Source organism: Halobacteriovorax sp. GFR8, from assembly GCF_050955245.1.
Classification (GTDB): Bacteria; Bdellovibrionota; Bacteriovoracia; order Bacteriovoracales; family Bacteriovoracaceae; genus Halobacteriovorax_A.
Window position 1 is genome coordinate 2,661,984 of sequence record NZ_JBPBLR010000002.1, and the last position, 26,983, is coordinate 2,688,966.

The 26,983-nt window shown below is 36.9% G+C and carries 29 protein-coding genes; 12 read left to right on the forward strand and 17 right to left on the reverse strand.

Going from position 1 to position 26,983, the window contains the following annotated elements; all coding sequences use genetic code 11:
• Positions 1–37: 37 nt before the first annotated feature.
• From ACRXC1_RS13325 to ACRXC1_RS13335, 3 genes are read right to left on the reverse strand one after another with little or no spacing between them, the layout of a single operon-like run.
• On the reverse strand, positions 38–1,177 hold the full coding sequence (locus tag ACRXC1_RS13325; RefSeq protein ID WP_392858529.1) for an acyl-CoA dehydrogenase: 1,140 nt from the start codon (positions 1,175–1,177) through the stop codon (positions 38–40).
• 3 nt (positions 1,178–1,180) lie between these two features.
• Positions 1,181–1,972 (reverse strand): enoyl-CoA hydratase/isomerase family protein, encoded by a 792-nt coding sequence (locus ACRXC1_RS13330; RefSeq protein ID WP_392910271.1) that lies wholly within the window; start codon positions 1,970–1,972, stop codon positions 1,181–1,183.
• Positions 1,962–2,807: a 3-hydroxybutyryl-CoA dehydrogenase gene (locus ACRXC1_RS13335; protein ID WP_433659511.1), complete on the reverse strand. Its 846-nt coding sequence runs from the start codon at positions 2,805–2,807 to the stop codon at positions 1,962–1,964. The genes ACRXC1_RS13330 and ACRXC1_RS13335 overlap by 11 nt, the downstream gene beginning before the upstream one ends.
• A gap of 227 nt (positions 2,808–3,034) precedes the next feature.
• Between ACRXC1_RS13335 and rpsT the strand changes: the two genes are divergently transcribed.
• Positions 3,035–3,295, forward strand: coding sequence for a 30S ribosomal protein S20 (gene rpsT / locus ACRXC1_RS13340; protein WP_021268462.1), 261 nt, complete (start codon positions 3,035–3,037; stop codon positions 3,293–3,295).
• A gap of 88 nt (positions 3,296–3,383) precedes the next feature.
• Here the strand turns inward: rpsT and ACRXC1_RS13345 are convergent, their stop codons facing one another.
• Together ACRXC1_RS13345 and ACRXC1_RS13350 are read right to left on the reverse strand one after the other, a co-directional pair.
• Complete coding sequence (locus ACRXC1_RS13345) at positions 3,384–4,340, reverse strand: hypothetical protein (RefSeq protein ID WP_392910275.1); 957 nt, start codon at positions 4,338–4,340, stop codon at positions 3,384–3,386.
• Positions 4,300–4,959 carry a hypothetical protein gene (locus tag ACRXC1_RS13350; RefSeq protein WP_433659513.1) on the reverse strand — a complete coding sequence of 220 codons (660 nt, stop codon included), beginning with the start codon at positions 4,957–4,959 and terminating at the stop codon, positions 4,300–4,302. Before ACRXC1_RS13350 ends, ACRXC1_RS13345 begins: the two co-directional genes overlap by 41 nt.
• 77 nt (positions 4,960–5,036) lie before the next feature.
• Between ACRXC1_RS13350 and ACRXC1_RS13355 the strand changes: the two genes are divergently transcribed.
• Positions 5,037–5,567, forward strand: a complete 531-nt coding sequence (locus ACRXC1_RS13355; protein ID WP_392910279.1) for a DUF721 domain-containing protein — start codon at positions 5,037–5,039, stop codon at positions 5,565–5,567.
• Here the strand turns inward: ACRXC1_RS13355 and ACRXC1_RS13360 are convergent.
• From ACRXC1_RS13360 to ACRXC1_RS13405, 10 genes are read right to left on the reverse strand one after another with little or no spacing between them, the layout of a single operon-like run.
• Positions 5,550–6,173, reverse strand: coding sequence for a methyltransferase (locus ACRXC1_RS13360; protein WP_433659515.1), 624 nt, complete (start codon positions 6,171–6,173; stop codon positions 5,550–5,552). The two genes, ACRXC1_RS13355 and ACRXC1_RS13360, sit on opposite strands and share 18 nt — an antisense overlap.
• Positions 6,157–6,744, reverse strand: coding sequence for a Sua5/YciO/YrdC/YwlC family protein (locus ACRXC1_RS13365; protein WP_392910283.1), 588 nt, complete (start codon positions 6,742–6,744; stop codon positions 6,157–6,159). Before ACRXC1_RS13365 ends, ACRXC1_RS13360 begins: the two co-directional genes overlap by 17 nt.
• Positions 6,741–7,802 carry a hypothetical protein gene (locus ACRXC1_RS13370; protein WP_433659518.1) on the reverse strand — a complete coding sequence of 354 codons (1,062 nt, stop codon included), beginning with the start codon at positions 7,800–7,802 and terminating at the stop codon, positions 6,741–6,743. The genes ACRXC1_RS13365 and ACRXC1_RS13370 overlap by 4 nt, the downstream gene beginning before the upstream one ends.
• Before the next feature lie 29 nt (positions 7,803–7,831).
• Complete coding sequence (locus ACRXC1_RS13375; RefSeq protein ID WP_433659520.1) at positions 7,832–8,950, reverse strand: hypothetical protein; 1,119 nt, start codon at positions 8,948–8,950, stop codon at positions 7,832–7,834.
• Between the two features lie 14 nt (positions 8,951–8,964).
• Positions 8,965–10,335 carry an MlaD family protein gene (locus tag ACRXC1_RS13380; protein ID WP_392910289.1) on the reverse strand — a complete coding sequence of 457 codons (1,371 nt, stop codon included), beginning with the start codon at positions 10,333–10,335 and terminating at the stop codon, positions 8,965–8,967.
• Between the two features lie 27 nt (positions 10,336–10,362).
• Complete coding sequence (locus ACRXC1_RS13385) at positions 10,363–11,115, reverse strand: ABC transporter ATP-binding protein (RefSeq protein ID WP_392910291.1); 753 nt, start codon at positions 11,113–11,115, stop codon at positions 10,363–10,365.
• A 1-nt stretch (position 11,116) separates the two neighbouring features.
• A complete protein-coding gene (locus ACRXC1_RS13390) occupies positions 11,117–11,917 on the reverse strand; it encodes an MlaE family ABC transporter permease (protein ID WP_433659523.1) in 801 nt (266 codons plus the stop codon).
• Positions 11,918–11,954: 37 nt separating this feature from the next.
• A complete protein-coding gene (gene alr / locus ACRXC1_RS13395) occupies positions 11,955–13,082 on the reverse strand; it encodes an alanine racemase (protein ID WP_433659525.1) in 1,128 nt (375 codons plus the stop codon).
• A complete protein-coding gene (locus ACRXC1_RS13400; protein ID WP_433659526.1) occupies positions 13,079–14,431 on the reverse strand; it encodes a hypothetical protein in 1,353 nt (450 codons plus the stop codon). The genes alr and ACRXC1_RS13400 overlap by 4 nt, the downstream gene beginning before the upstream one ends.
• Before the next feature lie 59 nt (positions 14,432–14,490).
• Positions 14,491–14,997: a shikimate kinase gene (locus tag ACRXC1_RS13405; RefSeq protein WP_433659528.1), complete on the reverse strand. Its 507-nt coding sequence runs from the start codon at positions 14,995–14,997 to the stop codon at positions 14,491–14,493.
• Between the two features lie 97 nt (positions 14,998–15,094).
• On the opposite strand from ACRXC1_RS13405, the gene ACRXC1_RS13410 reads away from it, so the two are divergent.
• The 7 genes from ACRXC1_RS13410 (at position 15,095) to acpP (ending at position 20,630) form a co-directional block, all read left to right on the forward strand.
• On the forward strand, positions 15,095–15,667 hold the full coding sequence (locus ACRXC1_RS13410) for a YceD family protein (RefSeq protein WP_392910302.1): 573 nt from the start codon (positions 15,095–15,097) through the stop codon (positions 15,665–15,667).
• Positions 15,668–15,768: 101 nt separating this feature from the next.
• Positions 15,769–15,975 carry a 50S ribosomal protein L32 gene (rpmF, locus tag ACRXC1_RS13415; RefSeq protein WP_021268644.1) on the forward strand — a complete coding sequence of 69 codons (207 nt, stop codon included), beginning with the start codon at positions 15,769–15,771 and terminating at the stop codon, positions 15,973–15,975.
• A 150-nt stretch (positions 15,976–16,125) separates the two neighbouring features.
• Positions 16,126–17,436: a cytochrome-c peroxidase gene (locus ACRXC1_RS13420; protein WP_433659531.1), complete on the forward strand. Its 1,311-nt coding sequence runs from the start codon at positions 16,126–16,128 to the stop codon at positions 17,434–17,436.
• Between the two features lie 143 nt (positions 17,437–17,579).
• Entirely contained in the window at positions 17,580–18,578 is a 999-nt protein-coding gene (locus tag ACRXC1_RS13425; RefSeq protein ID WP_433659533.1) for a beta-ketoacyl-ACP synthase III, read from the forward strand.
• A gap of 15 nt (positions 18,579–18,593) precedes the next feature.
• On the forward strand, positions 18,594–19,547 hold the full coding sequence (gene fabD / locus ACRXC1_RS13430; protein WP_433659535.1) for an ACP S-malonyltransferase: 954 nt from the start codon (positions 18,594–18,596) through the stop codon (positions 19,545–19,547).
• Positions 19,548–19,555: 8 nt separating this feature from the next.
• Complete coding sequence (fabG, locus tag ACRXC1_RS13435) at positions 19,556–20,320, forward strand: 3-oxoacyl-ACP reductase FabG (RefSeq protein ID WP_392910310.1); 765 nt, start codon at positions 19,556–19,558, stop codon at positions 20,318–20,320.
• 85 nt (positions 20,321–20,405) lie between these two features.
• A complete protein-coding gene (acpP, locus tag ACRXC1_RS13440; RefSeq protein WP_021268262.1) occupies positions 20,406–20,630 on the forward strand; it encodes an acyl carrier protein in 225 nt (74 codons plus the stop codon).
• A gap of 52 nt (positions 20,631–20,682) precedes the next feature.
• On the opposite strand, the gene ACRXC1_RS13445 is transcribed toward acpP, so the two are convergent.
• Both ACRXC1_RS13445 and ACRXC1_RS13450 read right to left on the reverse strand, forming a co-directional pair.
• Positions 20,683–20,940, reverse strand: coding sequence for a hypothetical protein (locus ACRXC1_RS13445; RefSeq protein ID WP_433659537.1), 258 nt, complete (start codon positions 20,938–20,940; stop codon positions 20,683–20,685).
• Positions 20,941–20,951: 11 nt separating this feature from the next.
• On the reverse strand, positions 20,952–22,541 hold the full coding sequence (locus tag ACRXC1_RS13450; RefSeq protein ID WP_433659539.1) for a protein-glutamine glutaminase family protein: 1,590 nt from the start codon (positions 22,539–22,541) through the stop codon (positions 20,952–20,954).
• 224 nt (positions 22,542–22,765) lie between these two features.
• Between ACRXC1_RS13450 and fabF the strand changes: the two genes are divergently transcribed.
• The 3 genes from fabF (at position 22,766) to ACRXC1_RS13465 (ending at position 26,964) form a co-directional block, all read left to right on the forward strand.
• Positions 22,766–24,025 (forward strand): beta-ketoacyl-ACP synthase II, encoded by a 1,260-nt coding sequence (fabF, locus tag ACRXC1_RS13455; protein ID WP_433659541.1) that lies wholly within the window; start codon positions 22,766–22,768, stop codon positions 24,023–24,025.
• A 3-nt stretch (positions 24,026–24,028) separates the two neighbouring features.
• Positions 24,029–25,279 carry a serine hydroxymethyltransferase gene (glyA, locus tag ACRXC1_RS13460; RefSeq protein ID WP_392910318.1) on the forward strand — a complete coding sequence of 417 codons (1,251 nt, stop codon included), beginning with the start codon at positions 24,029–24,031 and terminating at the stop codon, positions 25,277–25,279.
• Positions 25,280–25,380: 101 nt separating this feature from the next.
• Positions 25,381–26,964 (forward strand): YiiX/YebB-like N1pC/P60 family cysteine hydrolase, encoded by a 1,584-nt coding sequence (locus tag ACRXC1_RS13465; protein ID WP_433659544.1) that lies wholly within the window; start codon positions 25,381–25,383, stop codon positions 26,962–26,964.
• Positions 26,965–26,983: the final 19 nt, after the last annotated feature.

Below are 26,983 nucleotides of genomic sequence, written 5' to 3' on the forward strand. Positions count from 1 at the left end.
TAAAACCGTATCACTTCTCTTTCAATTGAACAACTATCTACTTTAAGCTCTTAAGCTCATTCGCAGCGATAACCACTCTCTGAATCTCTGAAGTCCCTTCATAAATTTCTGTAATTTTAGCATCACGGAAGAATCTCTCAACCGGATACTCTTTTGTATAACCATTACCACCACAAACCTGAATTGCTTGAGTTGTAATCCACATTGCAGATTCAGCAGCAAAAAGCTTCGCTTGAGCTGACTGTAGTGAGTATTCTTCACCATTATCTTTTCTGCGAGATGCTTCCCAAATAAGAAGACGAGACGCAGCAAGTTTTGTACTCATATCCGCAAGCTTAAATTGAATTGCCTGAAGAGCATGTAAAGGCTTTCCAAACTGAACTCTTTCATTTGAATAATGCTTAGCATAACGGAAAGCAGCTTCACCAATACCTAGTGCCTGAGCAGCAATACCAATGCGACCACCATCAAGAGTATTCATGGCAATCTTGAAACCTTTTTCATATTCACCAAGTAAGTTCTCTTTTGGAACTCTTACTTTATCGAATGCAATTTGAGCTGTTGAAGATCCTTTGATCCCAAGCTTTTCTTCACACTTCATAACTTCGAAACCTTCCGAGTCACACTCAACGATGAATGCAGAGATTCCTTTGTAGTTATCAGTCTTTGAAGTTTTTGCAAAAACAACTGCAATATTTGCTTCTTTACCATTTGTAATGAAGTTTTTAGTCCCTGTGATTTCGTAGTAATCACCTTTGTCTTCTGCATAAGTTGTTAATGAACCAGCATCTGTCCCAGCATTTGGTTCAGACAGACAGAAACAACCAATATGCTCACCTGAAGCAAGTTTTGGAAGATATTTTTTCTTTTGCTCTTCATTACCAAAATTTAAGATCGGGTATACACAAAGAGATGTATGAGCTGAAATTAAAACACCAGTTGAAGCACAGGCACGAGAGATCTCTTCAACAATGATCGAGTATGAAACGTAGTCCATACCTGCTCCACCGTACTCTTCTGGAACATATGAACCTAGAAAACCATTCTCACCAAGCTTACCAACAAGCTCAGTTGGAATCTTTTCGTTCTTATCAATAGAAGCAGCAAGTGGTGCAACTTCACTGTCTGCAAATTTAGAAACTAGGTCTCTAAGTTCTTGGTAGTCACTTAACATCATTTATTATTCCCCTTTAAATACAGGTTTTCTTTTTTCAACAAAAGCCGCTGTCCCCTCTTTCATATCGTAAGAAGAGAAAATATCACCAAAGTGGCGAGCTTCAATATCAAGACCTTGCTCAATTGTAAGGTCATTACCTTCATTCATAATTTGTTTAGAAATCGCGACAGCATTTGGTGAATTCTTAGCAATACTTTCTAAAGTTTTCACTGCCTCATCAAGCATTTCTTGTTGTGTCTCAAATGAACGAACAACAAGGCCTATTTCTTTTGCTTCATTAATATCTACATTACGTCCAGTGTAGATAATTTCTTTAGCACGATTGCGACCGATAAGCTTAGCTAGTCTCTGTGTTCCACCAAAGCCAGGAACAAGACCTAGCTTCACTTCTGGCTGACCAAATACAGCAGTATTTGTTGCATAAATAAAGTCACATGCCATGGCCATCTCACAACCACCGCCTAGTGCAAAACCATTTACACAAGCGATCACTGGAATGTTTAAACCTTCGAATAGAAGCGTTACATCTTGACCAAGAGTTGAGAAGTCATGTCCTTCATCAACACTCATATCACTCATTTCTGCAATATCTGCACCAGCAATAAATGCTTTCTCACCAGCACCTGTAAAAATCATTCCCTTAAGGTCATGACCTTCACTAAGTGAAGATAGGAAATCCTTTAGCTCATGAAGAACTTGAGAATTAAGAGCATTATATTTCTTTTCACGGTTAACTTTTAAAACACCAAAGTCACCCATTTTTTCAAATGCAATTGTTTCAAAATTAGTATTCATAAACACCCTTTCCAACTTTACGCCCAAAACGACCAGCTGTTACGTACTTCTTAAGAAGTGGACATGGACGATACTTAGTATCACCCAGGCCATCGTGAAGAACTTCCATGATTGCAAGACAAGTATCAAGACCGATAAAGTCTGCAAGCTCAAGTGGCCCCATTGGCTGGTTACAACCAAGTTTCATGGCATCGTCGATTCCCTTAGCTTCAGCAACACCTTCATAAAGTGTGTAGAATGCTTCGTTAATCATTGGCATAAGAATTCTATTAACAGCAAAACCTGCTACGTCATCTGCACGTACAACAGTTTTACCCATTTTAGTTGCAGCCTCTTCAACTGCGTTGATCGTTTCATCACTTGTCTCAAGACCTGTGATTGTTTCAACAAGCTTCATTACAGGAACTGGATTCATGAAGTGCATTCCAGCAACTTTTGCAGGACGAGAAGTCGCAGCGGCAATTTCTGTAATAGAAATTGAAGAAGTGTTTGAAGCAAGGATCGCTTCAGGCTTTGCAATTTCATCTAATTGCTTGAAGATTTTAAATTTAATTTCTTTGTTTTCAGTTGCAGCTTCAATGAATAGGTCACAATCCTTAAGATCGGCCATATCCGAAGTTGCTGTTAGGTTTGCAAGAGTTGTCTCAACATATGACTGCTCCCACTTTCCTTTAGTAACACCTTTGTCCAATTGCTTTTTGATAAAGTTGTAACCGAACTCAAGGCCCTCGGCCGAGATATCATACATAAAAACTTTATAGTCATTCATGGCGGCAACCTGAGCAATCCCACGCCCCATTTGCCCCGCTCCAATAACGGCAATTTGTTTAATCATTGTGTCTCCTTTGTATTGGCATTGAAAGTACCTAATTTATAAGGGATCGTCCATTAAATTACTGGTAAATAGGGCCTTATTTGGTCCTATGGACCACCCTTTCCATTCAATAAATTATAGTGACTTGTCGTGTAAATTTAACTTTTCCCTTGCAAAAGGGCCCTTGGCAGATTATAAAAAGGGGCTTATTAATTAGATGTTGAACAAGTTAAACGTAGGAGTCGATTGTGGCAAACCACAAATCTGCAAAGAAAAGATCTAGACAATCAATTGTTAGAAACGAAAGAAATACTGCAAGAAAAACTGCTGTTAAATCAGCTGTTAAAAACGTAAGAAACGCTATTGAAGCAGGAAAAAAAGAAGAAGCATCATCTCTTCTAGTAACTGCACAAAAGCTTCTTTCTCGTCTTTCTAAGCACGGTGTTATTAAAGGTAACGCTGCTGGTAGAAAAACGTCTAGACTAGCTAGCCAAATCAACAAACTTTAATCTTTTACGAAAGTTTGAATATATAAAAAGCGGAGAGACTTCTCCGCTTTTTGTGTTTGTGCTTATTTCTTAATAATTTCTTATATTTCTAAAGACCTAAGTATTCCCTTCTTAGGCAGTCTCTTAGCCAGAAGTCCTTAGACTTCGCCATAATCTCAAAGTTAATCATCTTTTGTTGAAAATCTATTAATTCGTTAAAGTCCCACTTACGAGCAGCAAGTTGAATCCCTCGATCGTACTTACTTGGAGACTTCTTCGCTGCCAAATACGAAGGATCAATAACTTTATTCACGTGTCCTTGAAAAGATCGAAAGAAATCTAGATAAAGTCCGAAGTCATCTTCTATTAGAAGAAGGTTTAAATAAAACCTTTTAAGATTCGATTGGTTAAATAGATCGGCCTGATCAAAGAAGTCTAACTTCTTAACCTTAATTAATGACTTCGCCTTTTCAAGAGAGATTGCTCCCCTTTCGTCAACATGGTGAGAAAGAATATGGCAACAATTGAAATAGTCACTGGCATTATCTGGAACCGATTTCTCAATAAAGTTTTTAATTTGTGGTGAGATTTGAAAACCAAAGTACTTAGCGAATACATCGAGATATTGGCCAAAGTGCCACGGTTTTGGAGCACTTAAAGAAAGTGCTGTTAAGTCATCTTTAGGAAAACCTTTTGGAAGCCTTCCCTTCGTTATAAAAATAATCGACTCATTAATTAAATGACGATTATTATTAAAAGTTTCGAATGCATTTGCCTTAATTTCTTGAGCATCAATAATGATGAATGGGCCAGAAGGGCCAAATAAACCACCACCAGCTAAAAGCTCTTGCTCAATAAAGTCGAGGCTAAACTCATGAGGCCAAAGCTTTTTTGCTTTCTTGGCCAAACTGTCACAAATAATCTTTGAGGTAAATTCATCTGGAACACTTAAGTGATAGACACCTTCAAAAGCTTCCAAAATAGAAACAATCTTATCAATTCCATTAAGTTCAAAGCTTTGCTTCTTAGAAGGCATAAAGAAGTACCTCTCTAAAATCTTCTCCAAAATCCTTCGCATCATCAGCTAGAGACTTTTTAAATGTTCCTCTATTCTTAACACTTCTTAAAGGTGCAGAACTATCAATTCCTCCAACAGTGTTTTCAATGATATATGAACTATTGATAGAGAACTTCTTTGAGAAGATACTACGTGGAAATTGTGAATGATCTAATTTATAAAATGATTCATAGAATTTAATTTCTTCAAAATTCGGTTTTTTAAAGACACTAACTTCAACTTCAAAGTCATAAGCACCTTCAGTTGAAAGATAGAAGGCGTTCCTATTTCCACCAAGTTGATTCTTTTGATCATCACTCATCAGGGTATCACCCTGTTCTCTGACTTCTTTACCCGCTATTTTCTTACTTGTAATTTCCGCAAGTAAGATAGCATCACTGCGATAATTCTTTCCGGTACGAACTCTTAAGTTACTAAATGAAGATAATGTTTCAACGATTTGATCGGTATAGATTTGTGAAAGACCAGTAATTCCCGTGTGATTCTTAACAACAAAAACTGTTACACTGTGAACACCTTGTGCCTCAAATGGATTACTCGAGTCACTAAAACGATACCCCGCACAAGAGCTCAATAAAAGGACGCTGATAAGTATAAGAAACTTCATATTACTAATATGCCTAGGATTAATGGAATCGTCTATTACTTTGACTGTAAGAGCCTATTTAATATATGATGCACGCTGTGAAAAACCTTAAAGACATCCTCAAAGATATTGATACTGACGGGCAATTAGCACGTTACAAGAACTATGCTCCAAAGAAAAAAGGACTTGGGAGTGTGGATCTTTTTGACTTCCTCGACCTTTCAAATTCATGGGATAAAATTGTTGGTCCAAGGCTTTCACAATTTACAATTCCACTAAAACTTAAGCACAAGTCACTGACAATTTTAACTTCTCACCCTGTCTATGCTCAACAACTAAAATATATGGAAACAGAAATTATCAAATCGATTGGTAATGTTCTGCCGCAAACAAAAGGCCATATCACAAAAGTTTTCTTCCAAGTTGATAATCAATATTTCACAAAGAAGAAATCGGCGGTTGTAAAGAAAGAGCAAGTAAAGAAGGAAGTTGAAAATAGACTTCACCCTCAATCTCCCGAATACAAGGCCATTATGCAGGCAGCTGAGAATGAGTTTAAAGACATTGGTGATAAGGACCTTAAAGAATCTCTAAAGTCTTTATACTTTCAATTAAGAACGAAGAAGTAAGTAGATTGAAAAGGCACTAGCCTCGCTAACTTTCTCAACTTGATACTTAAGAGAAAGCTCATCAATAACTTTGATACTTTCTTTATCCTCACGGCATACAAAGAAGAACCTTCCATTAGTAGATAAAAATTCAATTCCTCTATTCAAGAGGCCTTTAAGTTGTCCCTCTTTATATTCTCGACAAATTCTTGTTCTCTCATCTTTTGGTGAACGGCCACTGGCATGGTGAAAGTATGGAGGGTTCATTACAATTAGATCATATTTATCTTGAGACTGTCCTAAGTCACTCAGAATATTACAAATATTGATATTGAATTCTGTATTAGAGAAGTATTCACTTACTAGGTTAATATTAGTTTCAAGATGATTACGATAATCCTCTTGAATCTCATAGAAATCAATAGAGCTCACCTTAAGTGAGGGCTCATCCATTAATTTTTGAATAATTTCAAGTGAGATAACACCACTGCCACAGCACAGGTCTGCAACTCTTCCAGGACTAATAGAGTTTTCGATAAGACGATTGACTACGAGATTAGCTAGTTCAATTGAATCACGTGAAAAACGATAAAACTCAGGTTGGGAGTAATTAGTAATTAATTCCATGCCTATCTAAAGTTTCGAGAATACTTTGAATATCCTCACCTTCACGAATAATCTTTGCACTAAGGCCAGAAATAAATACAATCGTTGAAGACTTACCGCTTGGAACTAAAAACTCTGAACTAATGAAGTTTGTTTCTGGACAGTGCTTTTGCCAAAAAAGGTTTGCCTCATCAGTATCACTAATTGGATCTTCTCCAGTTAAATTTAAACTAGTTGAAGTGATAAAGCCCGGGAAGTCCTTTATGCACTCATCAATAATTTCATTTTGAATTACGCGAAAACATATATAACTTGTTTCATCAAATGGCCCAGATGGAAAACGAAGCTTTAAGCTGGCCTTAGGAATACCTACTGTAATTTGATACTTAAAAAGCTCATCAAATAATTCATCTAAACTTTCAGATCCACTAAAGCTTTCGACTAGGTTCTGTATGTCATTTGTTAAAATACTTAAGGGCTTATTTATTGAAGTTCCCTTAATTTTAGCAATTAGTTCATAAGTCTCGATTTCAAATGGGTTTCCACCAATTCCCCAGACGGTATCAGTAGGATAGATAAAGATATTTTTCATAGATCAACCATTATATTCTTAATTATATTTTCGTCCCTTTGACCTAGATATAGTAAATGAAACGCAATCCAGCTACTATTTTTTTCACTTAGCTTATTGGCCAAATAAGTTCTTTCAATACTAAAGATGGGCCTTTCAAAATATGAATCTTTCTTAACCAGCTCTCTCTTAAAGACAGGATTTCTTAGTCCGACCATTAATGCCATCATTTTCTCAAAATTATAAGACTTATATGAAGTTGCGACTTTATTAATTAAATCGTCCCTCTTCTTACCAATATTAGGAATATTATATTCAAAAAGAATATTCCCATAATCATCGAAGCCTTGAATCGCTGGTGTATTAAAATAACGTTCAACAAGCTTCTGTTTCATCTTAAAGTCATCAAGCTCTTGAACCCAAAACGGAGCGAGCTTAATTCCAAACTTATAGCTTGATAGGTCAAACTCCAGAGCCGATCCAAAAGTTTGATTGAGAAGCTGTGTTAACTTTAATCGACTATCTCCTGAAGAGATGTGAGTAAATTTTTTAAAAAGCATTAATTTATAAACTTCATCTATACTTGAGTCATTTACAATATCAAATACTTTAATAAGAGCGGCCTCATATCGAGCTCTGGCCTGCTTTGGAATATTATCATTGATCCATACAGGGTAAAGTTCGATATTCCTCTTTAGAAGGTCGATGATAACTCCTGTAAGCCACTCTCCCTTATTAAGAGAAGATGCTATAACAATCTCTTGCACAAGTTGATGAAAATTACTTCTTTCTAACTTTTTTAAAAACTTTTGATGAGCAATATTCTTACTATCAAATTTAATTTTGAGAGCTTTTTCTAGTTCTTCAACCTTCTTCATTGAGCGGACTTCTCCTTTATTCTGCATAATAATATCAGAATAGAAAAGCTGCTGACATTTGGCCTGAAACTCAATCCACTGATTTGAAGACTGACCAGATGTAGTGAAGGCATAGATTAAATTAAATTCAAACTTTGAGATATTTGAACAATTAGCTGGCGGTGATTTTACAAACTCTGGCTTATATTCAACACCACTCAAAGATAAGTTGTATGAAATATTAACGTAGTTTAAAAATATCTTTTTTTTTTATCTGCTTGAAATTCTTGGGCCAATACCGTTGTTGTCGGCATCTTGAATTGCACTTGAGAAAAAAGATCTTTCCCTACTAGCTTTGAGTAAAACTTAGAGATAAAGAAAAGTAAAATAATGAGAACACCAATCGCTACATAAACGAAGCTATAATCACTCTTTCTTTTTTTCTTCTTGGATTTTCCAGACTTTTTCTTAGTTTTCTTTTTTTTAGGTCGAGGCATTTCAACGGCCTTCATAGGCTGAATAACGTCCTCTTCCTCATTTAGATCGGGAGCTGATTTTGGTAGCTCGGCTAACTTCTCTCTCTCAAGAGCAAGCCTAGCATCTTCAGCAATATCATCAAGGTCAGACTTTGCCTCAACCTCAGAATCTTCATTCTGCGAGATAGCTTCTGCTTCAGCTTCTGCTACTAAGAGATCAATTTGGCTACCTGTAGAGGGTGCTTCTTCAATCTCTTCTTCTTTGACTAGTGAGATTGTAGATTGGCTACTGCCTATATCAGGAAAATCTAAATCATCATCACTTGGTAGAATTACTTCTTCCTCTTCAACATTCATGGCCGAGGCCACTTCTGACATGCTTACGCCAGAGTCCATATCCTTTAGAGGACTTGGGCTTACTGGAGCGTCGTGCTGTGGAAGAGTGTTATTGCTATAATCAATTGGCTCAGGAAAATCGAGATCACCATCTTCAGGTAACACGATCTCTTCACCATCTTCATTTGTATTGATCGAAATCGTTCCACTCGTAGGAACTTCAACTTCTGGAGTTGGAGGCGTCGATGGAATTTCATCTTCTGAATCTTTCATTTTATCAACGATACCAGTGGTCTTTACTAGTTTTGTTACACTAGAGGCCACTTTCGTTTTTGCTTCAGAAACTGGATTGAAATTTTGCTCTTCTTCGCCAAATAAATAACGATTTAATAAGTCCTCTTCTTTAATCCAAAACCAATAACCGTTCCCACTACAGATTTCATCTTCATCCGTTAGAGTTCCATCTTGAACAAATTCGATAACTTTTTGTTTCGAAAGTGGGCCAAGAATCTTATTTGATTTTGTGCGAATTAGCCAATTTCTATTGTCCATCATCATCTATTTACTACATCCTATAGAAAAATTCCTATGAGTCCTTTTAAGTCCTCATCATTAAATTTTAGACCAAGACTGTAAACCGCATGTGGGTCATTAATTAAATCTTCACCTTCGATTTTACCATAAAGAACGTTCCAAAGTTGTAAATCTAGACCAACACGAATATTTGGCCCTACATCTTCTCTGTAATCAAAAATTTCTAGTGTCGATACCAGACCATAGTCATCAAAATTATAATCTACAGCAAAACCACCATAAGATTCAATTAGACCACCACGGAATGTCCAATTATCAATTCGACGTCCAAGCTGAAGATTAAGAAGAACATCATTATACTTTCTCTTCTTCTCATCAACGATAGTTGTCGTTCCACCAACTGTTGTTTCCGTGACCTTTCTTTTTTCTGGCCCAAACTCAGTTGTTGTTACCCCAAGTAAGTAGAAGCGACCAGGAGAAGGAAAAATTCTAAGTTCAGCAGTTGTGTCAGTTTGCCCTGTTCCAGTATTTGCTCCAGTGTAAACAGAGAATTGAGTGCGGATACTATCAACACGTCCAATAACTTTTTGAACACTTGCTAGAGTTGTTTTAACTTCATCAGCAATCTCTTCTTCAACTAAAAGCTTACCAACAGTCCCCTTCCCATCTTTAATATCTCTTACAAGATCTTGTAGATCGGCCATCATGCGATCAGTTTTCTTTAAGATTTCCTTTACGTCCGCTACAGCACTCTCTGGCTCATTGGCATCTGTTTGAAAAGCAATTTGATCAGAAAAGGCTTCTAAGTTATTAACAATATTTTGAATCTTTTCATTATTACGTCCAACGATATCATTTAGTTTGGCCGTCATCTCACGAGTATTTTCTAGAGTAAGCTGAACATCGCGAATGATCTTCTTCATGGCAGGCTCGCCACCTTCAGGAACAAATGATTCTTTGATACTACCGACAAGAGTCTTCACATCTTGCATAACTTCTGTTGCATCTTTTAAGAGAGTTTCAATACCTGCTTTTTCTTCTGCAATAATCTCAGAACCATCAGGAAGTATCTCTTTTGCGTTTTCAATATAAATTTCGAGATACTTATCACCAAGGAAACCAACTGAGCGAATCTTAAGTTTAGATCCCTTTGTAATCCCTACTCTTGAAAGAACTTCAAAAGTAATTTCCGCTTTATTTCCAATAAGACGAATATCCTTAATACGACCGGCATTGATACCGGCAACCTTAATTGGTGTTTTTGGAAAAATACCAGATGCATCACTAACTGTTGTGTAGTACTCATTATATGTTCCAAATCCTGATTGATTTGAAGTTACAACAAGTGACATGACAACAACTGCTATCATGGCAGTTAGGGCCATCAACCCTACTTTAAATTCATTCATTTTAACCCTCTTCCCTAGGCTTAGTACTTACAGATTAATAAACTCTTGCACGAGTGGGTGCTTTGAATTTCTAAACTCTTTTGCAGGTAAGTACTCAACAATATTACCACGATTTAGGAAGGCAACGTAGTCGGAAATTTCCAGCGTTGCTTTTACATCGTGAGAAATAATAATTGACGTTAATCCTATATCTTTATGTTTATGGCTTGTATCGACGATTAAGTCGTTGACCATTTTTGTCGTAATTGGATCTAAACCAGTAGTTGGTTCATCATAGAGCATTACTTGTGGGCTCAAGGCCAATGCCCTCGCTAGACCAACTCTCTTTCTCATCCCACCCGAAAGTTCACTTGGTAATTTATCAAATGAAATTTCTTGAAGGCCAACAGACTTTAATAGTCCAAATACCTTCTCTTCAATTTCCTTAGGACTCATTTTTGTGAATTCTTCTAATGGAAAGGCTACATTTTCATAAGTAGTCTTAGAGTCAAATAGGGCCGCATATTGAAAAAGCATTCCGTAATTTTGACGGAATCTTCTAAGCTCATCTTCTTCTAAAAGAGAAAGGTCCTTACCTAAAACTTCAATCTTTCCAGAGGTTGGATGATGGAGTCCTAGGATATGTTTTAAAAGAGTCGATTTTCCAGCTCCTGAGAATCCCAGGATTGTTGTAATACTTCCTCTTTCAATATCAAAGCTAAGATCATTTAAAACAGTATGCTTCCCAAATGTCTTAGTTAAGTTAAATATTTTTACTGACGAATCTTCAAAGTGTAACATTCTACATCACCTGCACTAAAAAGCTCGTTAAGAAATAGTCAAGAACGAGTACCGAGATCATTCCCCAAACAACAGCTAAGTTTGTTCCCTTACCTACCCCTTGGGCACCTTTTGTAACAGAAAAACCAAAGTATGTTCCAATAACAGAAATAACAAAGCCAAATACTGTTGCTTTAATAATTCCTTGGAAAATATCTGAGACATACATGAACTGACCAAGTTTTGAGAGATAAATTGCATCATCAATTTTTAGTGCAATCGTTCCTACAATATAAGAACCAATATTTCCAACAAGTAAAAAGAAAATTGAAAGTAGTGGAAGAGAAAGTGTACCAGCAACAATTCTTGGTACAGCAAGAAATTGAACACTACTGATCCCCATAACTTCTAGAGCATCAATTTGTTCGGTTACCTTCATCGTTCCAATCTGGGCGGCCATAGCCGCTCCAGCACGTCCAGCAACGATGAGTCCTGTTAAAACAGGTGCAAGCTCTTTTGCTAAAGTAATAGCAACAACAGGTCCAACTAATGAATCAACATTAATTAACTTGAAACCAAAATAGGTCTGATAGGCCATTACCATTCCTGTAAATGATCCGGCCAAAAATATAATGAATAAACTTTTATTGCCAATAAAGTCCATCTGCTCAAAAAATAATTTAAAGCGATAAGGCCTTCTTGTTGCCCAATAGAAAAAGTTAACGATAAAGTTCATTATCGTACCTAGGCCCGCAATATTTTTTATAAAGATGCGACCTATGTTTTCATTAAAGATTACAAAACTTCTAAGTAAATAATTCATTAATGAAATTTTAAAGGAAAAAGAGTGAAACTGCTACTTACTGTCGATAAATTTTGGGAATTCTTTCTGTTAAGTGAATGAACACTTCATAAGGAATTGTCTTAGACTCAAGGCAAATATTAGAAAAGTTCTCACCTTCCTGATCCCAAACCACAAACCTCTCCCCATTTTTGATTTCGAGATCTTGATTATTAAACAAAATTTGTCCCATATCCATATTCACTCGTCCTACAATCTGTCCAACTTCACTACCGTGTCTTAAGTGAACATTTTGATAACGAGTTGAGAATCCATCACCATAGCCAAGGGCAAATATTCCAACAACCCCATCCGTTGGACATGGAGTTGCTCCGTATCCTATTGGAGTTCCGCGATCAACTTTGAAGCTATTAATAAAAGTAGTTTCGAGCCTTGAAATTAACTTTCCTTGCCAACAACTTAAATGACTATATTGAGGAAGAAGCGAGGTTGGCCCATACATCATAAGTCCGGGCCTGACATGAGTTTCTTCTAGTCCTACTTTCTGCTCAATTGCACCAGAGTTTGCTAGCGAGGACTTATCAATTTCAATTCCTGCTGCAGTTAATTGGGACTTCAATTCTCGCCAATTTTCCTTCTGCGCAAGATTCCTCTTATTCTTTATCATTGATAAACTTGAACTCGAGAAGTGAGACATTAAGTGATAAATACTTTTTCTTCCGGATGCTTTAATTAGTTTAACCACTTCATCAACTCGATCAAGCCTTAGACCAAGACGATTCATTCCTGTATTAAATTTTAAACACAGTGGAAAGTATCTAAAGTCTTCTTGCTCTAAGAAGTACTTCAAATTTGACTCATTAGATAAAACTGGAATGATACGGTTATTTAGATAAATATCAGCTGCTTCTTGAAGGTCGAGATTCACGTCAGAGAAAACGTAAACTTCAAACTCTCCGTTTGGTATTTCTTCACGAAGTCTTAAGGCTTCGCCAATGCTAGCACAGCCAAACTCTTTTATTCCCAATTCAAAGTATGCAAACTTAACGATAGGAACCATTCCATGGCCATATGCATTTGCTTTAACCATAAAAAGGGCTTCATTATTTGGACAAATTTCTTTTAGTAGTTGATAGTTACTTGCAAGATTTGAGACGTTAATCTCCATGCAACTTTTTATTCTCATAACGTGCTTTCTTGAAACGATCTCTTAGTTTTCAATTTTCTTGCAGTTGTTACCATTGAATATTGAGAATATGGAACTTCAAATACATTTAAAGACATCGAAAGAATTAAGCTCTTATCCTTACCTGAGAAGTACTTTGCTAAACGGATATTCTTACAAAGATCTTTCGTTGCTGCAAAGCTCTCATCAAAGAAGTCATTTTCAACATCTAAAATAATTGATTCAAAAGAGATATTATAAATATTTGATAAATTAGTTACCTGCGATAAGTTAATCTTCATATCGCGCCAAAATGTTTCCCAATCAAAATCAAAGTCAGATCTTAACTCTAGAAGGTCTGTAATTTCAGACGTATCTACTGCAATTAAGTTTCTCCCATGAGTTGTTTGAGATATTTGCCCTAGTAGCTCAAATGGCCCTTGAGCACTTGCCACTGCCGCAGAGTGAGTATTTGCATTCACAAGTTGAGAATAAACTCCACTTAGCAGAGACTCTACTACTTGCCAGTTAAAGTTAAATAAATAATCGCGATCGACTTCAAGTGCAACAACAGTTGTAATATCTTCGGCGTTAGCAGACATTGCAAGAGTGACAACAGGATTATGAACAAGATTAGAAACAATATTCTTAACCATATTCATTCCATTCTCATTAACACCACTTAGCTTAATATGACCGAGCCAAATATCTGGGACATTAATATTTTTCATCCCATCGTACTTAACAGCACATAACTTATTTGTTTTACGATTAAGGTCAAAGACCGTAATACTTGTTACGAATTCTTGTGGTTCAAATACATTTGCAATTAATGATTTAAAGTCACTATTATCCTTATTAAAGTTTATCGAATCACAAACTTCAAAAAAGTCCTTTCCATACAGAGTCTTTGTTCTTTCACTTTCAAGACTAGCAACTAGTGCTTCTTGCTTATGACGATACTTATCGTGGAAAGCTTCAAACTGGCTCACCTGTCTCATTAATGCTGTTTTACGATTGTATTGATCGAGAACGCCTCGAACCTGAACAAGCAGGTCGAGTTCTGTAAAAATCGAGCCAAGGCTTTCAATTTTTGCAACAGACTTAAGGTCAGAATTTGAGGCAACGATAAACACTCTTTCAACTTTCTTTAGCTCAGGGCGATCAAATAGAGATTGGCCTTCATAGTCCACGTCTTGAGCGCGCACTAAAACTAAGTCATATTGTCTTTGAATATGAGATATTAGAAACGCATTAGCGTCATCAAATGAATCGATAAGAATATTGATATTTTTAAAGATTTTAGAAAATCCCTTACAATCTTCAATCATTGAAGAAAGAACGGCTACTTTTGGACTATTCATTGTCATGGCGCAAAAACTCCTTCTAAGGACATAACATCGTCTAAAATCGTATCAAAATACAAGGGTTATAGCAATTTTAAGAGCTCTTCCACTGTATTTATTTCTTGAATTTGGGACTGTGTTAGAAATAGATCACTTTTTTCATAACGTGGAATTCGTTTTTCATAAAGATCCTTCATGAAAACCATGCCATTCTTTGCCAGCGGACGATTACCATCTTTTTTAAGCCTCTCCCAACACTCTTCAAAAGTACTTTGAATATAAACAAGTTTTCCGCCAACTTCAGAGATAAAATCAACAACATCTTGCTCATCAAGTGCACCGGCCCCTAGTGAAACGAGGTAATTATCTTTCATATTCTGGTGAAGAAGCTTAATCATATCGAACTCATCCTTGCGAAATTCATCGATTCCAATGTCTTGGATATACTCAGCTAATGAGTCATAACCAGTACCCATGCGATTAAAGATTTCTTCATCTAAGTCAAATACTTGAAATTGATCGTCCTTAGATAACTTCTCACCAAATGTTGTTTTGCCGGCTCCAGAAAAGCCCGTTAGAAAGATTCTCATAAGTAAAAAAGTACACGATTGCGTTCATAATGTCCCAATTTTCTTGCCTTTTGGCCCTTCGCAATATAAACAGAGAGTTCAAACGACAGAGGAAAAAATGCAAATCGTAAATAAAGATAATACATTCTTGAAAGACTCAACGATTCTTATCTCTCGTGTTGGCGACGAGTTTGAAACTTATCAACTAACAGATAAGAATAATGAATGGGTAAAATCAATTCTTGATGGCATCACAAAGGACTTCGATCCGGAAGTTAAGCCAGAAGGTTTTGAGCACTTAAATGTTGAGCTTCAACTTAAGAATGCGCGTGATTATACTTTTGGAGAGCACCTTATTGTGAAAGGAAAAGCTTCTGGAGCCTATACAGCAACTTGTGTTCGCTGTTTACTAGACACTCCCCAAGAGTTTGAAACTGAATTTACATGTGCCTTCATCAATAAGAGATATGAAGACGATCCAGAATATGAAGAAGTTGATGAAATTTATATTTCGGATGAAACGGCCGATATGTTTTTTCATGAAAGAGGTAAGGCAGATCTAAAAGAAGCAGTAGCTGAAAACTGCTTTTTGGCCATAAATCACTACCCAGTTCATGACGCAGATTGCAAAGGTCTTTGTCAAACTTGTGGAGTCGACCTAAATACAGACAGTTGCGGACATAGCAATTAATTAGGCCTAACTTTTAGGCTTGTAATAATGAAGTGAGTAAGGTAATAAAGTAAGCTCATAATTGTAGTTAAAAATTGAAGTTGAATATAACGGAGTAGAAAATGGCAGTACCTAAGAAGAAGACAAGTGTTTCAAGAAAAGGCCTAAGAAGAGCTGGACAAACACACAAGCTTTACGCGAACAATGTAGTTGTAGCTGATTCAACAACTGGTGAACTAACTAAGAAGGGATGTATTTCTCCATCTGGTTACTGGAAAGGTAAGAAAATCTTCGCTACAAAAGCAGACGCAGAAGAAGTAGAAGAATAAGATAATTCATTATTTTTCATATAAAAAAGCCCACTCTTCGAGTGGGCTTTTTGCGCTTTAACTGATTTGAATAAAATATAGCGAAAATAAGTTTGACCCATCAAACTCTTTCTTAGTATATATTTATGTACATAAACTAAGAGAGAGACCATGAGATTACTTTTAACAATTGCATTCGTATTTAATACATTTGCATTATCACCTCTAGATGAAGCACTTTCTAAGCTCATCACAAAACACAACTTAACTTCCTTACCTGAATCACAATTACAAAATCAAAATGAAGTGATTCTAGGTTCACGATTATTTGCAGAGGTTCGCCTTAGTGGAAATAAGGATATTACATGCATGCACTGTCATCATCCAATGCTGGGAACAGGAGATAATATCCCCTTCTCGATTGGAACAGGTGGCGCAGGACTTGGAAAAAGTCGTATTCAAGATGGAAAAGGCCTTATTATCAAGCGCCATGCACCAGCATTAATCAATCTTGGCTATGATGAAATCACTGATATGTTTTGGGATGGACGAGTTCATGTTGACTGGAGCAAGGGAGAATTTAAAACTCCAAGTAGCGAGCTAAATGCCAAGACAGAATTAAATAGGAAAATTCGCAATGCGCTTGCTGCGCAAGTTATCTTCCCACTACTTTCAGTAGAAGAAATGTTAGGAAAGGATAATGAAATCGCTTCTCAAAAAGGCGACCTAGCAAAATGGGATGCATATGTTGATCGTCTATTAAATGGATCTAAAAGTGCCATGTACCAAAACCTCTTTAAGAGAGCATATCCGAAAGACTTTAAGGCCGGTAAGATTGATATCTCACACGTTGCCAACGCACTTGCGGCCTTCATCACAAGAAACTTCAATCTTATCGATACGCCTTATGATGAATACTTAAATGGTGACCTAAGTGCATTAAATGAGTCTGAAAAAAGAGGACTTAAAACTTTCTTAGATAAAGGTGCTTGTATCAATTGCCACAGTGGCCAGCATCTAACAGACTGGGATTATAAGTCAATTGGTCTACCGCAAATTGGGCCAATAAGTGCAACGGCTACTTTAAATGACAAGGGACGTTTTGAAGTAACAGGCAATAAAGCAGATCAATATAATTTCAGGACACCACCACTCAGAAATATACACTTATCTGCCCCTTATATGCACAACGGTGTTTACGAGACCCTAGAAGAGGTTGTTGATCACTATAATCACACTCGCCCAGCTATTAAAAACTATATTGTTAACGAAGTAACTCAAGGTCATTACGAAGAAAAAATCGTTAAAGATGAAAATTTTATTAACAATAAATTGCGATATCAGTTAATAAGCGATGACGATATTAGGCGTCCTCTAAAGCTAACAGAGGATGAGAAGGCAGATCTTGTTCAATTCCTAAAGACAGGATTGGCTTCACGCCGTCTACAAAGGCTTGAAGAAGCTTCAAAACTTTTAAAATGAACACAGGGCCACGAATGTGGCCTTTTTATGTAAATTTAACCTAAAAACACACAGTGTCAAATAATAACGCCCCTGCCCTTCCCCATCATTGTTATACTCAATAAAATAGGCGCAATTTTTTATTACCAAGATTAGGAATTTAAATGGATATTAAAGTAAAGATTAAAGGAACTGGAATCTACGCTCCAAAAGAAGTTAGAACAAATGTCGATCTAGAAAGTATGGTCGAAACAAGTGATGAATGGATTTATGAAAGAACGGGAATTCGTCAACGTCATATTTGCTCAACAGAAGGTGGCGAGTGGCCAAGTGACATGGCCTACCATGCAACTCAAGATGCACTAAAAGCAGCAAACCTTGAACCGAATGATATTGATATGATTATCTTTGCTTCAGTTACTCCAGATTATAAACTTCCAAATACAGCTTGTATTCTTCAACAAAAGTTAGGAATCACAAATAAATGTGCTGCCATTGATATTGCAGCAGCTTGTTCTGGATTTGTTTACGGTTTAAATATGGTAACAGGACTAATTCGCATGGGTGCAATCAAGAATGCACTTGTCGTAGGTTCTGAAATGCTATCAAGAGAAGTTAACTGGGAAGATCGTAACACTTGTATTCTTTTTGGAGATGGTTGTGGTGTTGCCATTGTTGGTGCAAACGAAGATGGTGATGATTCAGATATTCTATCACTTGAACTAGGTGCAGATGGTGCAGGGAAAGAATTCTTTGACCAACCAGTAGGTGGAGCAGTTGACCCAATTACATCTCAACACTTAAACGAAAGAACTCACTATATGCAAATGAAAGGTAAAGAAATGTTCCGTGTAGCAACGAGAACTCTTGCCGAAAATGCAAAGAAAGTTTTAGAAAAAGCAGGTAAAGACCTTGAAGAAGTTGACTGGTTAATTCCTCACCAAGCAAATGTGAGAATTATCGAAACAACAGGTAAACTTCTAGGGATCAACCCTGAAAAAGTTATTGTTAATATTGATAAATATGCAAATACATCAGCTGCAACTATTCCAATCGCAATGCACGAAGCAATTGTTGATGGAAGAATCAAAAGAGGTCAGCTATTATTACTAGATGCATTTGGTGCAGGTTTAACTAGTGGAGCAACTCTACTTAGGTATTAATTAAGGTTTTATATTATGAAAAAAGTTGTTTTGATTTTCCCTGGTCAGGGATCACAATACGTAGGAATGGGAAAGAGTCTTGAAGGACACCCATCATTTGAATTACTTGAAAAAGCAAACAGTGCTCTTGGCTATAACCTTTCAAAGATTATGCTTGAAGGCCCTGAAGAAGAGCTTACACTTACTCAAAATACACAACCGGCAATCCTAACTTACTCAATTGGTCTTTTCCAAAAAGCTAAAGAGATTTTAGATGAAGCAGGCATTGAAGTTTCATGTGTTCTTGGACACTCTGTTGGTGAGTACCCTGCTCTAGTTGCAGCAGGTGCGCTAAGCTTTGAAGACGCTCTAAGATCTGTTCATAATCGTGGAAAATATATGCAAGAAGCTGTTCCTGCGGGAATGGGAAAAATGTATGCCGTTATGAGAGTTCCTGCTGAAATCGTTGAAAAGGCATGCAAGGAAGTTTCAACAGACGGTAACGAGGTTATGCCTGCCAACTTTAATGAGCCAGGGCAAATCGTTATTTCAGGACATGCAGATGCCTGTGATAAGGCCGTTGCTTGGATCTCTGAAAACTTCTCTGACCCACATAAGACAGTTGAGTTAAAAGTTAGTGCACCATTCCACTCTAGCCTCATGAAGCCGGCCAGAGAGAATATGGCAGCATTTTTTAATGACGTAACTTTTAATAAAACGACAATTCCTTATATTGCCAATATTGACGCCAAAAAGTATCAAATTGGTACAGACGGTGAAGTTGTAAAAGAGAACCTGATCAAACAAATTGATGGTTCAGTTCTTTGGACTCAAAGTTTTGCAAGCCTAGACGATGACACTCTTTGTGTTGAGGTTGGGCCAGGACGAGTTCTAATGGGACTAGCAAGAAAGATTAACCGTAACATCAAAGTTATCTCACTTGATAAAGAAGGTGCTTTTGATGACCTTAGGGAAGCTTTAAACTCATAGGAGCAAATATGATTGCAACTTATAATGATTTAAAAAATAAAAGAGTATTAGTAACTGGCGCAAGCCGTGGGATTGGGCTAGATATTGCAAAATCACTAGCTGCCCAAGGTGCTCACGTTATCTTCAACTACCGTGAAGGAAAAGAAGATGTTGCTAAAGAAGTAGAGTCTCAACTTAAAGAACTAGGTGCTTCAAATGTAACAGGACTAATGTTTGATCTTAATAATGAAGAACAAATGAAAACGGCCGTAAATGACTTCGTAAAGGAATTTGGTCCAATTGAAGGTCTTGTAAACAACGCAGGTGTTTCAAAAGACACTCTTCTTCTAAGAACGAGAAAAGCTGATCTTGACGCAGTAATTGATACAAACCTTAAAGGTGCAATCATGCTAACAAGTATCTGTTCACGTGGATTCTTAAAAGCTGAAAACGTATCGATTGTAAATATGAGCTCAGTTGTTGGTCTTATGGGAAATGTTTCTCAAACAGCTTATGCAGCTTCTAAGGCAGGTTTAATTGGTGCAACGAAGTCAATTGCTAAAGAATTAGCTAGCCGCAACATTCGTTGTAACGCAATTTGTCCAGGTTTTATTCAAACAGATATGACTGATGCCCTTGAAGAAAAGGCCAAAGAAGCCTATATTGCTTCGATTCCAACTTCACGCTTTGGGTCAACTGAAGATGTATCAAATCTTGTGTGCTTTCTACTTAGCCAAGCGTCAGGATATATTACAGGTGAAGTTATTAAAATTGACGGTGGACTTTATATCTAGAAAAATATTAATATACTAAAATTAAATTTTTATATAAGAGAGAGAAATTGAGTTTATAACTTAATATATTTATTAGGAGACAAATATGGAACAAAAAGTAATTCAACTAGTAGCGGATCAAACAAAAATCGATATCGCAAAAATCAATGCTACAACTTCATTCGTAGACGATCTAAACCTAGACTCACTAGACATCGTTGAGCTTATGATGAAAATGGAAGACGAATTTGATATTCAAATTCCAGAAGAAGATGCAGAAGGTCTTAAGTCTGTTCAAGACGTTGTTAAGTACCTAGAGTCTAAGCAATAATCAAAAAATTAATTCTTAGATAAAAAAAGCCTGCAATATGCAGGCTTTCTTTTTATAAATTTTTACAATTTTTAATTTGAAAAGTTTTGTAATCGTACTTTATCTCAACCTTCTCTTTTGAATTAATAGCCTTTTGAAAGCACTTCGCATCTTTTTTACTCGCTCGGTAAAAGGGAGCACTCTCCACGAAGCTAACAGTAATTTCATCCTTCTCTAACTTAAAAGTTGAGACATGATATTGTGATGTTACCAGATTGGCCGCATGAGCAGATATAAAACTTAATAACATACAAAGAAATATTTTTTTCATTTTAATTATTCCTAAAGAATTCTCTTCTCATAATTTGCTAACAGTTCTTTCGCTGCCTTTGATCTAGCTTCACGACTCATCATATTCGCCGCAGTTTGTGGGTGATAAGACTCCCTACTAGCAATTCCAAAAGCAGTCTTCCCTACACTCACAGCATCTAAGCTTGGAGGAAAGCCCACGTGATCGACCTTAGAAGCATCTGCTCCCATTGTTTCCAGCCACTCATTTACATGAATCGGCTTTGAAGCAATAGCAGGATCAATGATCATCTTTGATACTCCACCTCTTCCATTATCAACATAAACAACAGGGGCCGTATGATAACTCCAGTAAGGAAATTGTTGATTAGGAATTTTAAGTTTTCCTGATGCCCAGGCCTTATCTGCGATAACCCCTTCTTCTTCAAACATATTAACCATGAGCTCAGAACGAGCATAGCATCCATCTTGAACGTACTGCCATGCCATCCCTTCCATTGCACGGGCCTTTTTGAAAAGCTCATTTGCTTTTTGAATCGAGATAACACCACTAGCGCGTGGACGATAGTCTTGAACTTTTTCATATGAATCAGATGCAAAGTAACTATCACCATCACGACAGCTATTCTTTGGTAAGAACTGGCGGTTGATATACTGACTATTAATATTTCCATTTACGACATCAACAAGATGAACGAAATCTAAATTATCTCTTTCGCGAACCGATTGCCTGCCAAGGCCTATAATATCTCCCTGAATATCTTTAGGACAATGTGGAAGAACAGTTTTTAAATAATCACTAAATCCTGCATCCTGCATGCTAAAGAAAGTTGTGGAGTTATGCCCCATAGCTTCAGGAGCCTTTCTTTGAACAGTTAGACGAGATTTCTCATACTCTTCATTTCTCTCAATAACAGCGCCACCCAGAGTACGAGCATACTTGATATAGCTGTCATTCTTAGTGAACTGAGCATTACCTCTCGTATCACGAGAGTAATTGATAGGCATATACACATTACGGGCCGGATCAAAAATTATGTAGTGATTATCGCCACACTTTTTAATGGTACACTTCGTGGCCATCTCACATTGATGATTTTTATTATTATTATCTTGGACCCACATCTTTGTGTATGCTTGAGTCACCTTTTCATTTTGATTTTCAATATCATCTTCAACACCTTCTAAGATGTTTTGTAAGCTATCCCTAATTTCTTTCTGAGAAGGATCTATATTTCTTATAAGTGAGAAGATAGATTTTTGGGCCTCATCCATTGCTTGTATACGCGCGGCCGGTGTATCAAACTCTTGCACTGCTCTTTGAGAAACAAATTGTTTACTATTGGCATTATGAAAAATAATTTCTTTTCCATCACTAATTGTTTTAACAGGGAATAGCTCTGTTTCTTTAGTACTTCCATTACGGTAAATTCCAAATAAGTGACCGCTTTGGTTTCTTTGAAGGACAACTTGAGAGTCGCCATCCTCACAAATAACTACTGGTACTTCAACTGGAGCATTACAGCTATCAAAACGCATATCGTTGGCAAACTCAACAGAAACCTTTGCGCCAAAAGTGTAAACAGATAAAATTGATAAAATTAATAGGTTAATCTTTTTCATGGCAGTCTTATCGTATAAGTCGTTAAAAATATTAAGTTATTAATGATAAAAATGAATAAGGTGTTCAACCTATTGAAATTGCGTTAAATATTAAACAGTAATCCTTGAAAAGCGTAAAAATTAAGACCCTCTACGCCTTGTCAAAATGCCTGCAAAATTATCAAATACTAGGAAAAAAACTTAGAAGAATTGAATAAAAAATAAAGGAAGATAAAGGAATATATATGAGTAGCAAAAGTAATAAACGTGTTGTTATCACAGGCCTTGGAACAATTTGTGGATTAGGTCACAACACGCAAGAAGTTTGGAATGGTTTAATTGAAGGAAAGTCAGGAATCTCAGAAGCTGAAAGCTTCCCTATTCCAGATCTTGCAATTAAGATTGCCGGCGAAGTTAAGAACTTCGAATTAGATGAAAGCATCATGGAAGCTCGTGAGGCAAAGAAATATGACCGCTTCATTCACTTCGCACTTCATGCCACAGAAGAAGCGCTAAAAGACTCAGGTGCAAACCTAGAAGATTTTGATAAGTATAAAGTTGGTGCAATTCTAGGTGTTGGTATTGGTGGTTTTCCAATCACAGAAGAAACAGCAAGGACATTTGTTGAGCGCGGTCCTCGTCGTATTTCGCCTTTCTTCATTCCAGCAATTATCCCAAATATGGCATCTGGTGTTCTAAGTATCAGACACGGTTTTATGGGAGTTAACTATACAGTTTCTTCAGCATGTGCATCTTCGTGTCACGCTATCTCAAATGCAGTTGAAGAAATTCGCTCAGGACGTCACGACCTTATGATCACTGGTGGCGCCGAAGCTGTTATCTGTAACCTTGGTATGGGTGGCTTCATTAACATGAAAGCATTCTCAAAACGCGTTGATGAGCCAACTAAAGCATCACGCCCATTTGATGTTGATCGTGATGGATTTGTTATGGGTGAAGGTGCAGGTGTCCTAATTCTTGAAGACTATGACAGTGCTGTTAAAAGAGGTGCTAAGATTTATGCTGAAATCGTAGGCCATGGAGCAACTTCTGATGCTCACCATATTACAGCTCCACATCCAGAGGGAGACGGTGCTTATGGTTGTATGAAAAAAGCAATCGAAGATGCTGGGATAAAGCCAGAAGATATTGATTATGTAAATGCACACGGAACTTCTACTCCACTTGGAGATGTTGCTGAGACTGGTGCGATAAAAAGAGTTCTTGGAGAAGAACATGCTAAGAAAATCAACATCTCTTCAACGAAGTCAATGACTGGTCACCTTCTTGGTGCAGCAGGTGGTGTTGAAACTGTTTTTACAGCTCTTGCCCTTCACCACGGAATCATTCCTCCAACGATTAACTTAGAGAATCAAGATCCAAAATGTGATCTTAACTACACTGCAAACACTGCAGTTAAGAAAGATATTAAATACGCCCTAAATAACTCATTTGGTTTTGGGTCGACTAACTCTTCACTAGTACTGAAGAAAATCGAGGAATAAAGAATGTTTCATAAAAACGCCAATAGCTTAGAAAAAATGGATGAGGAAATTTTCTCATTAACAAATAAAGAATTAGCAAGACAAGAAGAAGGACTAGAATTAATTGCTTCTGAAAACTATACATCAAAAGCAGTAATGGAAGCACAAGGTTCAGTGCTTACAAATAAGTATGCAGAAGGTTTACCAAATAAGCGCTACTACGGTGGTTGTGAAGTTGTTGATTCAGTTGAGCAACTTGCAATTAATCGTCTATGTGAATTATTTGGATGCAAATTTGCAAACGTACAACCTCACTCAGGTTCAAGTGCGAATATGGCCGCATATTTTTCAATCATTGCTCCAGGAGATAAAATTCTTGGAATGGACCTTTCTGAAGGTGGTCACTTAACTCATGGCTCACCTGTTAACTTCTCGGGAAAATATTTTGACGTGAAGTTTTATGGACTAAATCCAGAAACAGAAATGATCGATTACGATGATGTAAGAAGAGCAGCTAAAGAACACCAACCAAAAGTGATCGTTGCTGGTGCATCCGCTTACCCAAGAACAATTGATTTTGCTAAGTTTAGAGAAATTGCAGATGAAGTTGGTGCTTACTTAATGGTTGATATGGCCCACATTGCAGGCTTAGTTGCTGCTGGTCTTCACCCTTCACCATTTCCTCATGCACATATTGTTACATCTACGACTCACAAAACACTACGTGGACCACGTGGTGGGATTATCCTGACTAACGATGAAGAGCTTGCAAAGAAAATTAACTTCAATGTTTTCCCTGGAATTCAAGGTGGACCTCTAGAGCATGTTATTGCAGCAAAAGCAGTTTCATTTAAAGAAGCACTTGATCCCCAATATAAGGATTACCAAAAACAAGTTATTACTAATGCCCAAGCGCTAGCAAAGCAGCTTACTGACCTTGGAATGGAAATTGTTTCTGGCGGTACTGACAACCACCTAATCCTAATGAAAACAGACCCTGCTGGTGTTACTGGTAAGGTTGCTGAAAAGGCCCTAGAAGAAGCCGGGATTACTTGTAATAAGAATATGATTCCAGGTGACACGAGATCTCCATTTGTCACAAGTGGAATTCGTCTTGGAACACCTGCTCTAACAACTCGTGGAATGGGTGAAGAACAAATGAAACAAATTGGAACTTGGATTGTTGAAGCACTTAAAAATGCTGAAAATGAAGCTGTCCTTAAAGACATCAAAGGCCAAGTTGAAAAACTTTGTAAAGAGTTTCCTGTTTACTAATTTCAATACTTTATGGAGGATAGTTTCCTGCTATCCTCCTATATTAATAAAATCTTACTAATCTTCCGATAACTAAATGTGATTTAGTATATGGGGATACTGTGAGAAAGTTTCATTCAAAATTTATTTCGGCCATTTTAGTTTCAACTCTTCTGTCGTCTTGTGCTTCAACTGTCGATCAAATTGAAATGGTGTACGATCAGTATTCTGCCGCAGTTTCTCGCTATATCGCTTCAACAACAACAGATTACAATCCATCTAAATTTGAAATCAACAAAGACAACTTATACAAGCTACAAGAATCTGTTGAAAAGAATCTCGTATGGCGCATGGAATTTGCGAAGGCAGAAAAGAAAGAAGGACAGAATTCCTTAAAATTTATCTCTCCATACTTCGATTCAAATCAAAAAATAACTGCAGAACTTAATACATTTTTAAAAAATATTTCATGGGTAACTGATTCAACAACTCGCTTTGAGATTCGCACAAATCAAACGACTCAAGTTGAGCAACGTCGTGAAATTTATTTCACAGGAAATCGTAAACTTAAAAGACGAGAACGCGATGTGGACTTTGCCATTGTTAACCCTTACGACCTTAAAGGGAGTGAGATTATCAAGGCATTAAAAGTTGGCTATATAGCCAATATTGCAATCTACGAAAATCATCTTCTTTTAAAGAATAAAATTCGTGAAACACTTAAAAACGAAAAAGATATAACATTGCATAAAGAGTTAGGTGATTATTATAAGCGCCTCGTTCAAAAGCTTGTTAAATCCCCTTCTCACAAGAGGCTTGCTAGACTTGCCACAATTTATCGAGATATTAAAATTTTTGAAGAGGTAAAAAATAAAACAAGAATTTCTTATTACATCAATCCACTTATTGAAGAAACACTTGTCTACAATGAATTGATTAAGAACTATAATAAGAAAAAGAGATGGAATGAAATACAACCTTCAATCCAAAACACAATTTCTTCTATGGCACTAAAGGATAAGAGCTACTATGTAGGCTATTTTAATAAGGCCATTAAATTTGAAAATTTAAAAGGTGGCCAAGTTACCTATATTGGCAAAACAGAGAAGGCACACTTAGCCTATCAACTAAGACCAATGGATATTGTCTTTACCCATAACAAGAATAGTTTTAATAACGCTGTTGTCGATCGCTTTTGGGATAATGTTGGCATTTGGATTGGATCTTGGGATGAGATTGTAAAGCTTGGCCTATCTAAACATCCCTACGTCATCAAATATCGAAAGGATATTCAATCAAAGAAGCTTAACTTTATAACGACAACGCGAGAAGGCATAAAACTTAAAAGCATCGATTCAATGTATAACCAAGATGATCTTGCAGTTATCAGAAAGAGAAAGCTCTCTTATCAGGAAACAACACAAGGTATTATTTTGGCCCTCAGTAATATTGGGAAGCCATACGACTATAAGATGGATCCATCAGATACAAGTCGCGTCTCTTTTGCGCAGCTCGTCTTTGAATCCTTTCCACAGATTAAATGGGATAAGTCTCATGCCTATAAACAAGAAGCTGTTTCTCCATACAAAATTACACAGCGCACAGGAGAAAAACAAGAGTTCTTCACTGTTATGTTGTACCGAGATGGTATCGAGGTCCTAGAAGATCTAGAAGACAACTTTAGGCAGATCTCTTCCCTACAGTAATTATTCACACCTACAAAAT

Coding starts and splice junctions, on each gene's coding strand:
- ACRXC1_RS13330 (WP_392910271.1), bottom strand. CDS start 1,972: ATGAATACTAATTTTGAAACAATTGCATTTGAAAAAATGGGTGACTTT.
- ACRXC1_RS13375 (WP_433659520.1), bottom strand. CDS start 8,950: ATGATGATGGACAATAGAAATTGGCTAATTCGCACAAAATCAAATAAG.
- ACRXC1_RS13335 (WP_433659511.1), bottom strand. CDS start 2,807: ATGATTAAACAAATTGCCGTTATTGGAGCGGGGCAAATGGGGCGTGGG.
- ACRXC1_RS13450 (WP_433659539.1), bottom strand. CDS start 22,541: ATGAAAAAGATTAACCTATTAATTTTATCAATTTTATCTGTTTACACT.
- ACRXC1_RS13400 (WP_433659526.1), bottom strand. CDS start 14,431: ATGACAATGAATAGTCCAAAAGTAGCCGTTCTTTCTTCAATGATTGAA.
- rpmF (WP_021268644.1), top strand. CDS start 15,769: ATGGCAGTACCTAAGAAGAAGACAAGTGTTTCAAGAAAAGGCCTAAGA.
- ACRXC1_RS13380 (WP_392910289.1), bottom strand. CDS start 10,335: ATGAATGAATTTAAAGTAGGGTTGATGGCCCTAACTGCCATGATAGCA.
- ACRXC1_RS13420 (WP_433659531.1), top strand. CDS start 16,126: ATGAGATTACTTTTAACAATTGCATTCGTATTTAATACATTTGCATTA.
- ACRXC1_RS13445 (WP_433659537.1), bottom strand. CDS start 20,940: ATGAAAAAAATATTTCTTTGTATGTTATTAAGTTTTATATCTGCTCAT.
- ACRXC1_RS13410 (WP_392910302.1), top strand. CDS start 15,095: ATGCAAATCGTAAATAAAGATAATACATTCTTGAAAGACTCAACGATT.
- fabG (WP_392910310.1), top strand. CDS start 19,556: ATGATTGCAACTTATAATGATTTAAAAAATAAAAGAGTATTAGTAACT.
- ACRXC1_RS13360 (WP_433659515.1), bottom strand. CDS start 6,173: ATGGAATTAATTACTAATTACTCCCAACCTGAGTTTTATCGTTTTTCA.
- fabD (WP_433659535.1), top strand. CDS start 18,594: ATGAAAAAAGTTGTTTTGATTTTCCCTGGTCAGGGATCACAATACGTA.
- ACRXC1_RS13425 (WP_433659533.1), top strand. CDS start 17,580: ATGGATATTAAAGTAAAGATTAAAGGAACTGGAATCTACGCTCCAAAA.
- alr (WP_433659525.1), bottom strand. CDS start 13,082: ATGAGAATAAAAAGTTGCATGGAGATTAACGTCTCAAATCTTGCAAGT.
- ACRXC1_RS13385 (WP_392910291.1), bottom strand. CDS start 11,115: ATGTTACACTTTGAAGATTCGTCAGTAAAAATATTTAACTTAACTAAG.
- ACRXC1_RS13350 (WP_433659513.1), bottom strand. CDS start 4,959: ATGAAGTTTCTTATACTTATCAGCGTCCTTTTATTGAGCTCTTGTGCG.
- ACRXC1_RS13365 (WP_392910283.1), bottom strand. CDS start 6,744: ATGAAAAATATCTTTATCTATCCTACTGATACCGTCTGGGGAATTGGT.
- ACRXC1_RS13405 (WP_433659528.1), bottom strand. CDS start 14,997: ATGAGAATCTTTCTAACGGGCTTTTCTGGAGCCGGCAAAACAACATTT.
- glyA (WP_392910318.1), top strand. CDS start 24,029: ATGTTTCATAAAAACGCCAATAGCTTAGAAAAAATGGATGAGGAAATT.
- fabF (WP_433659541.1), top strand. CDS start 22,766: ATGAGTAGCAAAAGTAATAAACGTGTTGTTATCACAGGCCTTGGAACA.
- ACRXC1_RS13325 (WP_392858529.1), bottom strand. CDS start 1,177: ATGATGTTAAGTGACTACCAAGAACTTAGAGACCTAGTTTCTAAATTT.
- acpP (WP_021268262.1), top strand. CDS start 20,406: ATGGAACAAAAAGTAATTCAACTAGTAGCGGATCAAACAAAAATCGAT.
- ACRXC1_RS13390 (WP_433659523.1), bottom strand. CDS start 11,917: ATGAATTATTTACTTAGAAGTTTTGTAATCTTTAATGAAAACATAGGT.